Below are 14,389 nucleotides of genomic sequence, written 5' to 3' on the forward strand. Positions count from 1 at the left end.
TGATGTGAATGACATGCGACGTCGAGGCGAACACGCTGTGCTCAGCCCCGACGTCGGCACCGAGGCTGGCGTCGAGGGGCGCCGCGGTGCGTGAATGGAGCCATGCAGATGGATGCGCAGGGCGAGGCGATCATCGAGGCCGACGGGCAGCTCGAGGCGGTGGCGCGCGAGCTGTCGATCGAGCGAGGGTCCGGGGGAGCGGGACCCGGCGGGGGCGGAGACGCCTCCGATGGCGCGGCGGACGACGGCGAGCTCGCCGTCACGTTGCGCCTGAGCCAGGTTCATGCCGTCGACGTCGAGGAGCTCTGGCGGGCGCTGACCTCGCCGGACCGTCTGGCGCAGTGGCTGCATCCGGTCTCCGGGGAGCTGTGCGAGGGCGGACGCTTCGAGGTCGAGTCTGCGGCGAGCGGCGTCGTGGAGGCCTGCCGACCGCCGCGCTCGCCGCAGGACTCTGGAGAGCTGCAGGTGACCTGGGAATTCGGCGAGGACGTCGCGCGGGTGACGGTGCGCTGCGAACCGGTCGAGCAGGCGGAGGCGACGGCGGCCGCGCGCCTGGTGCTCGAGCACCACGACCGGTGTCCCGAGTTCTTCTGGCGTGAGTACGGCCCCGGTGCCGCCGGCGTCGGCTGGGATCTGACGCTGCTGGGGCTGGCGCATCATCTGCGGGCCGGCTGCAGTCGTCCCGTCGAGGAATCAGCCTGGGTGACCACGCCGGAGGCCCGCGAGTTCATCACCGGGGCCAGCATCCGCTGGGCGGCGGCCTCCGTGGCCGTCGGCACCGAGGAGGGTCAGGCCCGTGCTGCTGAAGCACGGGCGACGGCCTTCTACACCGAGCCGCAGTCGGGGGAGTGACCGGCCGGGCGCGACGAGCATCGCGGAGAGGTGCGAGGGGAGCATGCCGGCATCGTGCGCTCGCAGGAGGTCGCGGAGGTGTGTGCGGCGACGACTCTCAGATCAGGGTGAGCGGCTGGATGATCTGGAGCTCGTCCTCGTGATCAGCGTGCTCCTTCGACAGGTCGATGACACCGGGGTGGATGAGATGGGTGGAGCTCATCAGTCCTCCTCGTGGCAGTTGCAGATCTCACAATCGATCGGGCCGTGGTCAGTCCCCGTGAAGCGGATACGCCATTGAACGGTGATCCTGTTGCTGTGCTGGCCCTTGCGGTCGCCTCCGAGGGGTTCCACTCGATGCGCGGATCGAGCGTGCCCTTCTCGTCCTTGCCGGTCTCACAGAGTCGCCGCCATCAGCATCGACGAGTCGGCGGCGAGGAGTCGGCGACGGCAGGACAGGGCAACTGCGCCGACAAAGAGAGCCCCTGACCGGAAAACTCCCGGTCAGGGGCTCTTCGCTCGGCGGTGACGGTGGGATTCGAACCCACGGTGCGTTTCCGCACACGACATTTCGAGTGTCGCACCTTCGGCCGCTCGGACACGTCACCTTGAGACCTGACAATGCTACCGGAGGTCCCCCGCGCGGACCAATTCGAGATCCGAGCTCCGGGACTCAGGCGTGGAAGGGTGAGTGCACCGGCCCGGCGACCCGTTCGCCGCCCAGCTCGTCGAGGGCGAGCACCACCGAGGCGCCGACGACCTCGCCGCCGAGCTCGGCGATCAGCTTCCGGGAGGCGCCCAGCGTGCCGCCGGTGGCCAGGATGTCGTCGACCAGCAGCACGCGAGCGCCGGAGGGCAGGACTCCGGGCGCCTCGATCGCCGCGCTGCCGTACTCCAGGTGGTATTCGATCGAGGCCGCCGGATTCGGCAGCTTGCCGGCCTTGCGGATCGGCAGCGTCCCGACGCCGGCGGTGGCGGCGATGGTGCCGGCCAGCAGGAAGCCGCGCGCCTCGATGCCGGCGACGACGTCGAACGTTCCGGCGAACGGAGCGATCATCGCCTCAGTCACCGCCCCCAGCGCCGCGGCGTCGACCAGCACCGGCGAGATGTCGCGGAAGAGCACGCCGGGCTCGGGGTAGTCCGGCGTCTCGGCGATCAGCGACTCGGCGCGCGTCAGGGCGCGGGACAGGGCCTCGGGAAAGGGGTGGTCGGAGAGCACCGGGCAACGATAGCAACTCCCGGTGCGCCCGGTTCCAGGGCGCCCGCCCGGCACCGACCGACGGCGCGCCTCAGGGACGACGGCGGCGGGGCCGTTCGGTCGTTCAGCGAAGCCGGTCGGCGAAGAAGGAGCGCAGCTGCTCGGCGCACTCGGTCTCGCGCACGCCCGGATGGACCTCGACCCAGTGGTTCAGCCGCGGCTCGCGCAGGATGTCGAAGACCGAGCCGGAGGCTCCGGCCTTCTCGTCCCAGGCGCCGAAGATCACCGTGCGGATCCGCGAGAGCACGATGGCCCCGGCGCACATCGGACAGGGTTCCAGGGTGACCGCCAGGGTGCAGCCGGCCAGCTGCCAGCTGCCCCGGACCGCGGCGGCCTCGCGCAGCGCGTTGATCTCGGCATGGCCGGCCGGGTCGACGTCGCGCTCGCGGGTGTTCGATCCGGTGCCCAGCACGGTGCCGTCGCCGGCGACCACGACGGCGCCGACCGGCACGTCGCCGTCGTCTCCGGCGCGGGCGGCCAGCTCGAGGCAGCGGCCGATCAGCGTGCGCTGCGTCGCGGTCGAGCGGGGGTCGAAGGCGTCGGAAGCGCCGGAGTCGGCGCCGTGCCGGGCCTCGGGCGTCTCGGGAGCGGGCATGCGGCCAGCCTACCGAGCTGTGCCTGCTGGTAGTTTGGAAGCATGCGCGTACAGGTCGTCGAACACCCGCTGATCGCCCACAAGCTCACCCAGCTGCGTCGGGCGGAGACCAGCTCGAACCACTTCCGCCAGCTCACCCAGGAGCTGGTGATGCTGCTCTCCTACGAAGCCAGCGACTCGATCGCCGTCGAGCCGGTCACCATCACCACCCCGGTCACCGAGACCGAGGGCACGCAGCTGGCGGGTCCGACGCCGCTGGTGGTCCCGGTGCTGCGCGCCGGGCTGGGCATGCTCGAGGGGATGACCTCGATGATCCCGACGGCCGAGGTCGGCTTCCTGGGCATGGCGCGCAACGAAGAGACTCTGGACATCATCACCTATGCCGAGCGGCTGCCCGACGACCTCACCGGCCGCCACGTCTTCGTGCTGGATCCGATGCTGGCGACCGGCGGCACGCTGGCCGAGTCCATCCGCTTCCTGACCGAGCGCAACGCCAAGCAGGTGACCTGCATCTGTCTGCTGGCCGCCCCGGAGGGCATCGAGCGGCTGGAGAAGGAGATCGGCGACCTCGACGTCGAGCTGTACCTGGCTGCCATCGACGAGAAGCTCGACGAGAACGCCTACATCGTCCCCGGCCTCGGCGACGCCGGCGATCGGCTCTACGGCCTGGCCGAATAGGGCCGGCCGCCGCCCCCGATTCTCTCCGAGGATCGCTGAGACTGCCTGAGAATGACCGGAAGTCGACCCGGGTCGTCCGGGAGGTGTCCAGCAGGTGTTCAGCCACAGGGGGTATGCCGGGCCTGCTCGCCTCCGCGGCGGCCTCGCCCCCGCCGCGGATCCGGCGGGACCGGTGGTCGCGGCGGGCCTCCCCATGGTGCTCCTCGGCTGATCTCACAGGGATCTGAGTGTGGGGTGAGGTCGTCCGTGCTTCCTGGCCGGGCGTACCGTGACGAGCGGCCGCATGCGGGGGAGTCGTGCGGGACGCAGTGTGATGCTGCACACAGTCACCCCGTATTGTCTCACGATGTGAAAGATCTGCCTCTATATTACTTGCAAATTTCATGTGTGACGGAGAGTCTGGACTGACGAGACCAGCGGCACCAGCCAGGAGAGAGCAGGTCACATGTCCGCCGATTCCAGCCAGGCCCAGAACCCCGGCTACGTCCACGTCTCCGTGCGCAACGCGGCCCGTCGCGCCGAGCTCGCCCGTCGCGCGCGCGGAGGCCAGGACGGCCGCACGGGGCAGTCGACCGGGTCCTCGGCGGCCCGCGGCGGACGCTCGCGGCGTGCTGGCTCCGCCTCCTCGGCCGAGGCCCAGCCCCGCACCGCACCGGTCCCGGTGGTCGCGCAGAACGGCGGCGGCCCGCAGATGGTCCAGCCCGACGTCGTCGCCCGCGGCTTCGTCGTCTACGTCGGCCTCGACGAGGACGCCGCCTCCGCGGCCGGCACCTCGCTGCACCGCATCGCCACCGAGATGCGCGACTACGTCGAGTCCATCGCCGCCGACTCGCAGGTGCACATCGCCATGGCCATGGCCTCGGCGGCCGCCGAGGGCGGTGACCTGGAAGTGGTCCGCCAGGCCCTGGGAGATCCGACAGTGGCCCACCGCGCCGCGGACGCCCCGCTGGCGGCCCCGCAGACGCCGTCGTCGGCCGGAGTGCTCATCGATCTCTCCCGGCGCGAGGTCAAGCTCGACGGCGAGGACCTCAATCTGACCTACAAGGAGTTCGAGCTGCTGAACTACCTGGTCGAGAACGGGTCGCGGACCGTCGGTCGTGAGGAGCTGCTGCACGCGCTGTGGCGCCACGCCGACCCGGACCAGATGCCCAACGAGCGCACCATCGACGTCCACATCCGGCGGCTGCGCTCGAAGCTCGGCCGGCTGGCGAACACTGTGCGCACCGTCCGCGGCCAGGGGTACCGCTTCTACGAGCACCCCGAGGTCACCGTCTGGGCCGCGCCGGAATACTCCATCTGATCTCCCCTGCGACCTCGACCCGAACTGAGGCTCTGATGTCGACTGCCGAGCTGCTGGTGCTCCGCCATGCCCAGGCCGGGCACTCCTTCAGCGAGGAGGACCATGCCCGCACGCTGACCGACCACGGAGCCGAGCAGGCCCGGGCGGTCGGGGCGCGCCTGCTGGATGCGGGCGCCCACCCCGACTGGATCATCTGCTCCGACGCCATGCGCACCCGGCAGACCTGCACCTGGGTCGGCCAGCAGCTGGGGGAGAAGGGATCGACCGCCTATCACGAGCCGCGGCTGTATCTGGCCTCCTCGCGCGCGATGCTCTCGGTGATCAACGAGACGCCGGAGACGGTGCGCTCGCTGCTGGTGATCGCCCATATGCCCGGCGTGCAGGAGCTCAGCAGCGAGCTGGCCTCGGCAGGCTCCGAGGAGGAGCCGGTGCTGCGGATGGCCGGCAGCTGGCCGACGGCGGGGCTGGCCCGCTTCCGCGTCGACAAGCCCTGGGCCGAGCTCGACGGCCGGGACGCGCGGCTCGTCGAGTTCTGGGACTGAGCCGCAGCCCGCGCGCGGGCCGAGCACAGTCTGAGCGCAGTCCGGCAGACGAAGGGGCCGCCGACCGGATCATCCGGTCGGCGGCCCCTTCTGTCGCGCGGCGGGCGCGGGAGATGCGGCGGGACTCAGCCGTCCTGCTCGGTCTCCAGCACCTCGACGAGCGCGTCCAGCGCCTCCTCGGCGCCGTCGCCCTCTGCGGTGAGCACGACCTCGTGACCGTACTCGGCGCCGATGCCCATCAGGCCCAGGATGCTGCTGGCATCGAAGGTCTCCTCCGGGTTGTCGGCCTTGGCGATGGTCACCGGCACCGACTGCGAGCCGGCGGCCTCGGCGAACACGGCCGCGGGGCGGGCGTGCAGGCCGGCCTTCGAGCCGATGGTGGCGGTCCTCTGGGCCATGGGGTCGTCCTCCTGGATCGATGTGACTATGGGGTTCGGTGAGGGGATCCTCAGGGTCACGACGACGGCGCCGTCGCGGGTCTGTGAACCATCCTATGCGGTTCGCGCCGGTGTCAGGCCGCCACCGGCTCGGCCGCCGTCGTCTCGGCGGGCTCGCTGCGGCGAACCCAGCGCTTCAGCGCCACCACAGTGAGCGCGGTGACCACCGCGCCGATCAGCACCGCGAGGACGAACAGCGGGAACGAGTCGATGGCGAAGAACACGAAGGCGCCGCCGTGGGGAGCCTGCGAGGTGATGCCGAAGCCCATGGTCAGCGCACCGGTGACGGCGCCGCCGACCATCGACGAGGGCAGCACGCGCAGCGGGTCGGCCGCGGCGAAGGGGATCGCCCCCTCGGAGATGAACGCCGCACCGAGCAGCACGGCGGTCTTGCCGTTCTCCTGCTCGGCGGCGGTGAAGCGCCGGCGGTCGATGAAGGTGGCCAGCGCCATGCCCAGCGGAGGGACCATGCCCGCGGCCATCACCGTGGCCATGATCATCAGCGGGGCGGGGTTGTCGGCCACCGAGCCGGCGGAGAGCCCGGCCACGGCGAAGGAGTAGGCCACCTTGTTCACCGGGCCGCCGAGGTCGACGCACATCATCAGGCCCAGCACCAGGCCGAGGAAGACGGCCGCGGTGCCGGTCATGCCCGACAGCCAGGACTCCAGCCCCGAGGTCAGCTGCGCGATCGGCCCGCCGAGGAAGAGGACCATCAGCCCGGAGGAGACGATGGAGGCCAGCAGCGGGATGATCACCACCGGCATCAGCCCGGCCAGCCAGCGCGGCACGGTCAGCGACCGCAGCCAGTGCGCGACGAGGCCGGCGAGCACGCCGCCGACGATGCCGCCGATGAATCCGGCGCCCATGATGCCGGCGACCGAGCCGGCGACGAAGCCGGGGGCGATGCCGGGCCGGTCGGCCATGCCGAAGGCGATGTAGCCGGCCAGCGCCGGCACCAGGAAGGCCATCGAGGCGTTGCCGATGGTGAAGGCCACCGCCCCGAGGTAGGCGCCGAGCTGGCCCATGCCGACGAAGTCCTCGGGCAGCTCGTCGCCGGAGGGCAGGTTCCACAGCGCGTTGTTCAGCGCGACGTCCTCGGAGACGTCGGTGATGTTGTAGCCGCCGAGCAGGAAGCCCAGGGCCATGAGCAGACCGCCGGCGGCGACGAACGGGATCATGTAGCTCACGCCCGTCATCAGCACGCGCTGGATCTTCTTGCCGAAGTGCTCGTCCTCCTCGGCGCCGGAGTCCGAGGACTCGGCCTCGGCGGCGCTCACCCGGGCCGCCTGCGGGTCGTCGGCGGCGGCGAGCGCGGCCTCGACCAGCTCGCCGGCGCCGTCGACGGCGCGCTTGACCGGCACGGCCACCACCGGCTTGCCGGCGAAGCGGGCCTTGTCGCGGACGTCGACGTCAGTGGCGAAGATGACCGCCTCCGCGCCGGAGACTGCCCCGGCGGGCAGCGCCTCGGCGCCGGCCGAGCCCTGCGTCTCGACCTGCAGCTCGACGCCGCGGTCGGCGGCGGCCTGCTTCAGCGCGTCGGCGGCCATGTAGGTGTGGGCGATGCCGGTCGGGCAGGCGGTGATCGCCACCAGTCGGCGGGTGCCGGAGGAGGCGGCCTCGGAGCCGTGCGCGGAGGAGGTCTCGGAGCCGGCCGGCGCGGCGGAGCCCGCCGTCGTGGTCTCGGCGGAGGCCCCCTCGGCCGGAGCCTGGGGCTCGACGGCGGAGCGGACCAGCTCGACGACCTCCTCGGCCGAGGACGCCTCGCGCAGTGCGGTGACGAAGTCGGCCTTCACCAGCGAGCGGGCCAGCGCGGCGAGGATGGTCAGGTGGGCCTTGTCGGCGCCGTCGGGGGCGGCGATGAAGAAGGCCAGATCCGCCGGGCCGTCCTTGGCGCCGAAGTCCACCGGGGACGCCAGCCGCGCGAAGGCCAGTGTGGCTTCCTCGACGGCCGCGGTGCGGCAGTGCGGGATGGCGAAGCCGCCGGGCATCCCGGTCGGGGAGGTCTCCTCGCGGGCGGCCGCGTCGGCGGCCAGCTGCTCGGGGTCCTCGGTCCGGCCGGCGGCGGCGATCTGTGCCGCGAGCGCGTCGATGACCTCGCGCGGCGCGGTGCGGTCGAGAGCGTCGAGGCTCACCAGCTGCGGTGTGATGATGCTGCTCATGACGGGGTTCCTTCGATGGACGGGGGATGGGGTGGCGAGTGATCGGAGATGCGCCGCGGCGGGCGCGGGGACGGACCTCAGCGGGGTCGTCGCGGCAGCGGCTGCACGACGACGGCGTCGAGGTCGAGATCGTCCGGCGTCGGCATCACCGAGCCGGGGAGGGCGGCGGCGGCGCGTCCGTGGGCTGCCGCGCGACGCAGAGCGTCCTCGGCGGAGAGCCCCTCGGCCCGTCCGAGCAGCAGACCCGCCAGCGAGGCGTCGCCGGCGCCGACGGTGGACCGGGCGGTCAGCGGCGGGCCGTCGGCATGCAGCACCGCCGCCTGCGGATCGGCGGGCACCAGCAGCGCGCCGCGGGAGCCGAGGGTCACCAGCGCGTCGCGCACGCCGTGCGATTGCAGTCGGCGCACCAGGGCGACGGCGGCGGTCGGGTCGGCCTCCAGCTGCTCCTCGGCGAGCTGAGCCTCGGGGCAGTCGGCCGGAGCGCCGTCGCCGTCGCGGTCCTCGGCCAGCTGTGCGGCCAGCTCGAGCAGCTCCTCGGCGTTGGGCTTGATCAGCTCCGGTCCGACGGCGACGGCTGCCGCCAGCGCCGGTCCGGAGGAGTCGACTGCGACCTGCGGGGCGTCGTCGCCGAGCTGCTCGCGCAGCGCGGCGATCAGCCGGGCGTGCAGATCCGTCGGGACGCCGGGCGGCAGCGAGCCGGCGGAGGCGACCCATTGTGCGCCGCGGGAGCGGGCGACGGCGAGATCGAGCAGCGCGGCGACCTGGGCGTCGTCCAGGGCCGCGCCGGGCTCGTTGATCTTGGTGGTCACGCCCTGCGGGTCGGTGACGGTGACGTTGGTGCGCACCGGAGCGCCGGTCGTCAGGCTCGCGTGGGGGACGTCGACGGCGGCCAGTGCGGCGATCATCGGGTCGGCCTCGTCGCCGGGCAGCACCGTGAGGGTCTCGCGGCCGGCGGCGGCCAGCGCGCGCGAGATGTTCACGCCCTTGCCGCCGGGCTCGGAGGTCGCCCGCACCGCACGCTGCACGGCCCCGGGGGTCAGCGGGGCGTCCAGCTCGACGGTGCGGTCCAGGCTCGGATTCGGGGTCACGGTGACGATCATCGGGCGATCACCACCTCGACCTCGGCCTCGTCCAGGGCGGCGCGCAGCGCGGCGGGCGGTTCGGCGTCGGTGATCAGCACATCGAGCGCGGAGAGCTCGGCGACGCGCACCAGGGAGGAGACTTCGTGCTTGGTGGCGTCGGCCAGGAGCACGCTGCGGCGGGCCGAGCGGATCATCGCCGCCTTCACCGCCGCCTCGGCGGCATCCGGAGTGGAGAGGCCGAAGGCGGCGTCGAGGCCGTTGGTGCCCAGGAAGGCGACGTCGACCCGGCGGGCGGCCAGCGTGGCCAGCGCCTGGTCGCCGACCACGGCACCGGTGATCCCGCGGACCTGGCCGCCGAGCACCTCCAGATCCAGATGCGGGCGGTCGGCCAGCGTCTGGGCGATGGGCACTGCATCGGTGATGACAGCTCGTATCCCGCCCTCAGCGGCCGGCGGCACCGCGGCGTCGTCGGCGAGCAGATCGGCCAGCGCCTCGGTGGTGGTGCCGGCGTCGAGGAGGGCCGAGCCGCTGCTGGGCGGCAGGAAGTCCAGCGCGGCCGTCGCGATCGCACGCTTCTGCTCGGCCCGGCGGGACTGGCGCTCGCGCCAGGGCGTCTCGGCGCGGACGCCGGAGCCGGCCAGCACGGCCCCGCCGTGGATGCGCTCCAGAGAGCCGGCGCGCTCCAGGGCGTCGAGGTCGCGGCGCACGGTCTCCTTGGTGACCTCCAGCTCGTCGGAGATCTCCTGGACCGTCGCCGTCGTCCGGGTGCGCAGACGCGCGAGGATGCGGTCGTGGCGTTCGGGGGCGAGCAGAGCCATGAGTGATCCCTCCGGGCTCGGGGCCGCCGTGACGGCGGCAGGTCGAGTGTGATGCGCGGCACGTATATGCCGGTGATGATCGACTGTATCTGTGTTCTTCTGTGTATGCAACACATATCAGTGGGTTCGTGTGGGTCTGAGTGGGATCAGGAGGGGTGATGGGCGTCGGCACCGGCGGTCTGCGGCAGGGGAGCGGTGCGGCACGACGGCCTGGAGCAGGCCTGATGAGGCAAGCCGGATGCAGCCGGGCGGAGCGCGGGGTGCGCCCCGCCGTCGGAGGGGCGACTCGTCCGTCGCGGCCGGTCAGCGGCCCGCGCCGCCTCCGCCGCCGAGACCGCCGCCGGGCATGCCCGCGCCGGCTCCTCCGCCGACGGAGCCTCCTGCGGCGCCGGGGCCGGAGGGCACGATCGCCTGGTGGCCGAAGGACTCCGTGGAGTCGGCCAGGGCGACCATCGCGCCCGGGTGCAGGGCGGCCATGCTGGACGGACCGTCGGCCAGACCCATGGCGCGCGCGGTCTCGGAGGAGGCGCCGTCGTCCAGCTCGTCGAGGGCGGCGGCCCACTGCTCGGCGACGCCCAGGGCCACGGCATAGGCCAGGTGGCGGGAGATGCGTCGGGCGTCGGGGGCGTCGCGCAGCTGTTGAGACGTCGTCTCGGCCAGGTGTCGGCGGAAGCCGCAGGCCTGCTCGGCGTGGGCCCGTCCCAGCGCGGTGCGTCCCACGCTGAGCTTCCGCCCGGCGAGCTCCAGGACGAGCCAGAGCGCGATGAGTCCGGCGAGGACGGCGGCGAGTCCGGCCGTCGAGTCCGGGATGAGCGGGGCATTGTCGGTGAAGCCGTTGGTGACCACGATGGCGGCGACGGCGCCGACGGTGGTTCCGACTATCGCGGCGGTGGTGCGCGCCGGGCCCCAGCGGGGCCGCGCCCGGCGCGGGTCGACCGTCTCGCGGAAGAAGCGACGCTCGTCGATGCGTCGGTGCAGCTGCTCGTCCATGCGGTCCACGGCCTCGCCCAGCCCCTCGGGAGGGTCGTCGAGCCGCACGGCGGCGGGCTCCGCGGGTGCGTCGTCCTCTCCCGCGCCGTCGCCGAAGAGGCCGTCGAGCAATGTCGCCTCGAAGTCGGCGAGTGAATCGGGACGGTCGGGCGCGGTGCGGCGCACCAGCCAGGTGCTCGGCTCGGACCCGGCGGGTCCGGCAGCCGCGTCCGCGTCCTCGTCCGGCTCGCCGGCCGACGCCGCGCCCAGCTTCTCCTCGGAGGGTCCGGCCGGAGTCAGCTCCACGTGGCCGCGCGCGGCCAGGTCCAGCAGCGTCGCCCCGACCGCCCGCTGCGGCAGACGACGCTCTGCCACCACGGCCGCCTCGGCCGGTGCGAGCCGCTCGGGCGGAGCAGGGCGGGCCGGGGAGCTCGGACGGCGAGGCGCCGGCGTCGTCGGCGTGGTGTCCACGGCGTCCGGTGCGGGCAGGGTCCCCGGAGGCAACCCGACGAAGGAGTCGTCCCGGTCGCGCCGGATGCGGCGCACCATCCAGATCCCGCTGACCACTGCGACGACGACGAGCAGCGGGGCGGCCGAGGCCTCGACCACCGTCCAGACCGGGTCGGTGACCGTCGCGATCGCGGGCCAGTAGCGGTGCGGATTGCTCCAGTGGGGTGTGATCAGCTGCGGGACGTCGTCCTCGACCGTGTCGGGCGGGTAGGTCGCCTGGACTGTCAGGCCCTGGCCGGGTTCGAGCTCCGCGGCGGTGACGGTGACGTTGTCCTCGCCCTCGACGACCTGGCACGTGCGGATGGTCTCGACGTCGCCGGCCTGACAGCTTGTCCGCAGCGGGGCCTCCGGGGCGGTGATCGTGGTGTCGACATGCTCGATCGGCACCTGCCACTGCTGGCCGGTGACGTTCCAATGCAGAATCTGCCGCGCGGCGGGGGCCGAGGACGGACGGCCCGGGTTGGCGGACCCCTCCGGGAGGTCGGGCGCGGTGGGGGAAGGAGAGGCGTCGGCGTCGGAGGTCTCGGAGGGCGTCGTGGCGGTCATCGCGCCGTCGACGGTGTAGCTGAGCTCGTATCCCTGGACTCCGGTCCGCGTCTCGCCGCGCTCCTCAGTGGAGCCGACGCCGACGCGGAGCATGTCTCCGTCCTCCTCGGTCCAGACATCGGCCGGCGCGCCGCTGGAGCTGGAGACCTCGAAGTCGTCGTACTCGTAGACGCGCAGGCGATCCTCGTCCGATTCGGCGGGCTCGCGGCGGATCAGATCGCGCCGGAAGCCCAGCCCCTCGCGGGTGCCGAAATCCCAGGAGTAGGTCTCGGTGACGTGCAGCGTGCCCTGTGCGTCGATGTCGACGGCGATGTCGAGGCTGCGCACGACGTCGTCCTCGGGATCCGGGCTGCAGCCGGCCAGGCCCAGCACCATCCCGAGCATCAGCGCTGCGCTGGCCGCGGCGGCCGGCAGGCCACGCCACAGCCTGGGCATCGGGCAACCCCCTCCTGGTCAGCTCGGCGGCGACTGGTCGGACCCGTCGCCCTGCCAGGGTACTGGGTGCGGTCGGATCAGCGGGGTCGGCGGTTCCCGCCGCCGCGGCGGCGGAGCTGACTGATGATCATCCGAGCGATGCGGCGAAGCAAGTAGGTCATGCACGCATCCTAGAGGACGGCGCGTCATCGCGGGGAGGGATGGGGGAGGGGAGACGCCGCTCGATCGAGGGCTCGCGGCCGGGCGGCGGTGCCGGGTGCTCGTCGCCGGAACCCTGCGGAGTGCTCGGCGAGCCTGGCGACACCCAGAGCGAGGGCCGGACACGGTGGGCGCCGGGGCCAGTCGGTCATGTCGGCGGGGAAGGGGGGCGGTCGGCACCGGCTTGCACTGCTCATCCTGCGGGAGAAGCAACACCTTTGAAGCTGACGGGGGCGACCCACGTGCGGAGAGCTTTGGTCGGGGGAGGCCTCCGAGATAGCCCGCGTATCCACGTCACAGAAGGGCCGCTCAGAGGCCGTGCACCCGACACACAGGATGCGCCTCGATTCCCCCGGGGGCGAGGTGAAGCACACCATAGGGCCGCATCCTGAGGGCAACCCGAGAGCCGGCTGGAATCATGCCGTGAGAATCGGGCAGAGAAGACCCCCGGATCGACCAGCGCTGAGGGGCGCACAGACGGCCGATCCGGGGGTCGGATCACTCGCACCTTGATGAGGTAAGTGCCACGCTACACAGGAGGCATGACTGCGGGCCTGGTAGCCGCTGGGAATCTGCTGGACGCTATGACGCCGGCAGGTGCGCGGGGGTATGCGCACGACGGGCGCGGCGTCCAGAACGCCTCCAGGCTCGGCCGGATGCGCCTGCACGAATCTGGGGGCTATAGGCAGGAATGTGTGTACAGCGTGGCCGTGGTTCGTTGATCTGGCGCCGAGGTAGAGGGTTGCACATGCCTTGAAAGCATGTGGGGTGACTCCTCCTGCGAATCAGCCGGTCTGTGGTGTATGCAGCACCAAACTGGTGAAGAACGGCAAGACCAGAGCCGGACGCACTCGGCGGCGATGCAGTGCCTGCGGATCCTCAGCCACTCGGTCCCGGGTCGATGTGACGCGCAAGGCCCAGCTGAACGCCTTCCTGTCCTGGGAGCTGGGCCAGTACGGCCGGCAGGACATCGGCGGTGGCACCGGGCGCTCACTCCGGTTCTCCACGGCCTGGTGCTGGCAGATCGAGGCCCCTCGGCCTGATCCCACCGGGGAGGTCCACCGGCAGATCATCGTCGATGGCACCTATTTCGGCGGTTGGTGCGTGCTCATCGCCCCCAACGGGGCCCGCGGGCTCGGCCGGCAGAGGTGCGACAAGGAGCCCAAAGCCGCCAGGACGGCCCTGTTCAAGCGCCTTCCGGCCCCAGATATCGTCGTCCCCGACGGCGGGACCGGGCTCCGAGCAGCAGTGGACCAGCAGTGGCCGCGCCCCCGCGTTCAACGCTCCTGCTTCCACATCCGCGCTTCGGCGGTCAGGCATACCACCCTGAATCCACGACTCGAGGCAGGCCAGGAGGTCCTCGCCCTGGCCAGGGAATTCATGCGAGTCCAGGAGCTGGATGCCGCCGCAGCCTGGCTGGGCTCCTATGCCTCATGGGAGACCAGGTGGAGCAGCTTCCTGAAAGAACGCACCTACGCGAAGACCGGCGCGCAGGGGCCCTCCTGGGCCAAGCCGAATCAGGCCTGCTGGTACACCCACATCAGACTGCGCCGTATCCAGGGACTCTACCGGCAGCGGGGGCCCGAACATCACGCTGGAAGGGCTGTGGACTGGCTGCTCGACAGCCTCACCGAAGACCCCCCCACGCCTCCTGGAAGCTGGCCCAACAGCACTGCCGCGCAACGGCAGAGACAGCACGACATGAGCCCCTTCTGGATGAGCCTCTTGGGCCCGGGTCTGCAGCACCACGGCCACCGCAGAGGAAGGCCTCTGGGCCAGCTCAGGCTGGGCAGGACGCCCATGACGCGCCCGGGCTATACACATATTTCTGCCTATAACCCTGCCCCCGACTGCCGCGCACCGGTGGAAGAGCGGCACCTCGTACTGCACCACGACTTCCACGAGCGTCTGCGGGCGTGGCTCGCGGAGTGACTGCTCGGGCTCTTCGACATCATTCAGCTGTTCCTTACCCCCATTGGGTATATTGCTCGGCGAGAGGGCGAGAGGGCGAGAGGGCGAGAGGGCGAGAGG

The 14,389-nt window shown here is 72.0% G+C and carries 12 protein-coding genes and 1 tRNA gene; 5 read left to right on the forward strand and 8 right to left on the reverse strand.

Features of this window, described 5'->3' with window-relative positions; translation table 11 throughout:
• Positions 1 to 102 precede the first annotated feature (102 nt).
• On the forward strand, positions 103 to 852 hold the full coding sequence (locus GCL72_RS01655; protein WP_153142974.1) for an SRPBCC domain-containing protein: 750 nt from the start codon (positions 103 to 105) through the stop codon (positions 850 to 852).
• 502 nt (positions 853 to 1,354) lie between these two features.
• Here the strand turns inward: GCL72_RS01655 and GCL72_RS01660 are convergent.
• The 3 genes from GCL72_RS01660 to GCL72_RS01670 all read right to left on the reverse strand — a co-directional run bounded on the left by GCL72_RS01660 (position 1,355) and on the right by GCL72_RS01670 (position 2,684).
• A tRNA-Ser gene (locus GCL72_RS01660) sits at positions 1,355 to 1,439 on the reverse strand.
• 65 nt (positions 1,440 to 1,504) lie between these two features.
• Positions 1,505 to 2,050: an adenine phosphoribosyltransferase gene (locus GCL72_RS01665; RefSeq protein WP_211364934.1), complete on the reverse strand. Its 546-nt coding sequence runs from the start codon at positions 2,048 to 2,050 to the stop codon at positions 1,505 to 1,507.
• A 103-nt stretch (positions 2,051 to 2,153) separates the two neighbouring features.
• Positions 2,154 to 2,684, reverse strand: coding sequence for a nucleoside deaminase (locus tag GCL72_RS01670; RefSeq protein ID WP_153142975.1), 531 nt, complete (start codon positions 2,682 to 2,684; stop codon positions 2,154 to 2,156).
• A 42-nt stretch (positions 2,685 to 2,726) separates the two neighbouring features.
• Here GCL72_RS01670 and upp point away from each other — a divergent pair, with 42 nt between their 5' ends.
• From upp to GCL72_RS01685, 3 genes are all read left to right on the forward strand, one after another.
• Positions 2,727 to 3,362 (forward strand): uracil phosphoribosyltransferase, encoded by a 636-nt coding sequence (gene upp, locus GCL72_RS01675; RefSeq protein WP_153142976.1) that lies wholly within the window; start codon positions 2,727 to 2,729, stop codon positions 3,360 to 3,362.
• A gap of 445 nt (positions 3,363 to 3,807) precedes the next feature.
• Positions 3,808 to 4,662, forward strand: a complete 855-nt coding sequence (locus GCL72_RS01680; RefSeq protein WP_153142977.1) for a winged helix-turn-helix domain-containing protein — start codon at positions 3,808 to 3,810, stop codon at positions 4,660 to 4,662.
• 35 nt (positions 4,663 to 4,697) lie between these two features.
• Complete coding sequence (locus GCL72_RS01685) at positions 4,698 to 5,204, forward strand: SixA phosphatase family protein (RefSeq protein ID WP_153142978.1); 507 nt, start codon at positions 4,698 to 4,700, stop codon at positions 5,202 to 5,204.
• 125 nt (positions 5,205 to 5,329) lie between these two features.
• Here the strand turns inward: GCL72_RS01685 and GCL72_RS01690 are convergent, their stop codons facing one another.
• The 5 genes from GCL72_RS01690 to GCL72_RS01710 form a co-directional block, all read right to left on the reverse strand.
• On the reverse strand, positions 5,330 to 5,602 hold the full coding sequence (locus GCL72_RS01690; RefSeq protein WP_153142979.1) for an HPr family phosphocarrier protein: 273 nt from the start codon (positions 5,600 to 5,602) through the stop codon (positions 5,330 to 5,332).
• Between the two features lie 113 nt (positions 5,603 to 5,715).
• On the reverse strand, positions 5,716 to 7,800 hold the full coding sequence (locus GCL72_RS01695) for a PTS fructose transporter subunit IIABC (RefSeq protein WP_153142980.1): 2,085 nt from the start codon (positions 7,798 to 7,800) through the stop codon (positions 5,716 to 5,718).
• 77 nt (positions 7,801 to 7,877) lie between these two features.
• Positions 7,878 to 8,900, reverse strand: a complete 1,023-nt coding sequence (locus tag GCL72_RS01700; protein WP_153142981.1) for a 1-phosphofructokinase family hexose kinase — start codon at positions 8,898 to 8,900, stop codon at positions 7,878 to 7,880.
• A complete protein-coding gene (locus GCL72_RS01705) occupies positions 8,897 to 9,700 on the reverse strand; it encodes a DeoR/GlpR family DNA-binding transcription regulator (RefSeq protein ID WP_153142982.1) in 804 nt (267 codons plus the stop codon). Before GCL72_RS01705 ends, GCL72_RS01700 begins: the two co-directional genes overlap by 4 nt.
• A 303-nt stretch (positions 9,701 to 10,003) precedes the next feature.
• Complete coding sequence (locus GCL72_RS01710) at positions 10,004 to 12,160, reverse strand: DUF2207 domain-containing protein (protein WP_153142983.1); 2,157 nt, start codon at positions 12,158 to 12,160, stop codon at positions 10,004 to 10,006.
• Positions 12,161 to 13,261: 1,101 nt separating this feature from the next.
• On the opposite strand from GCL72_RS01710, the gene GCL72_RS01715 reads away from it, so the two are divergent.
• Positions 13,262 to 14,290, forward strand: coding sequence for a hypothetical protein (locus GCL72_RS01715; protein WP_153142984.1), 1,029 nt, complete (start codon positions 13,262 to 13,264; stop codon positions 14,288 to 14,290).
• The last annotated feature ends 99 nt before the right edge of the window (positions 14,291 to 14,389 follow it).

Origin of the sequence: Nesterenkonia halophila (assembly GCF_009467795.1) — a bacterium.
GTDB classification, from domain to species: domain Bacteria; phylum Actinomycetota; class Actinomycetes; order Actinomycetales; family Micrococcaceae; genus Nesterenkonia; species Nesterenkonia halobia.

Coding starts and splice junctions, on each gene's coding strand:
- GCL72_RS01685 (WP_153142978.1), top strand. CDS start 4,698: ATGTCGACTGCCGAGCTGCTGGTGCTCCGCCATGCCCAGGCCGGGCAC.
- GCL72_RS01705 (WP_153142982.1), bottom strand. CDS start 9,700: ATGGCTCTGCTCGCCCCCGAACGCCACGACCGCATCCTCGCGCGTCTG.
- GCL72_RS01695 (WP_153142980.1), bottom strand. CDS start 7,800: ATGAGCAGCATCATCACACCGCAGCTGGTGAGCCTCGACGCTCTCGAC.
- GCL72_RS01680 (WP_153142977.1), top strand. CDS start 3,808: ATGTCCGCCGATTCCAGCCAGGCCCAGAACCCCGGCTACGTCCACGTC.
- GCL72_RS01655 (WP_153142974.1), top strand. CDS start 103: ATGCAGATGGATGCGCAGGGCGAGGCGATCATCGAGGCCGACGGGCAG.
- upp (WP_153142976.1), top strand. CDS start 2,727: ATGCGCGTACAGGTCGTCGAACACCCGCTGATCGCCCACAAGCTCACC.
- GCL72_RS01690 (WP_153142979.1), bottom strand. CDS start 5,602: ATGGCCCAGAGGACCGCCACCATCGGCTCGAAGGCCGGCCTGCACGCC.
- GCL72_RS01710 (WP_153142983.1), bottom strand. CDS start 12,160: ATGCCCAGGCTGTGGCGTGGCCTGCCGGCCGCCGCGGCCAGCGCAGCG.
- GCL72_RS01700 (WP_153142981.1), bottom strand. CDS start 8,900: ATGATCGTCACCGTGACCCCGAATCCGAGCCTGGACCGCACCGTCGAG.
- GCL72_RS01670 (WP_153142975.1), bottom strand. CDS start 2,684: ATGCCCGCTCCCGAGACGCCCGAGGCCCGGCACGGCGCCGACTCCGGC.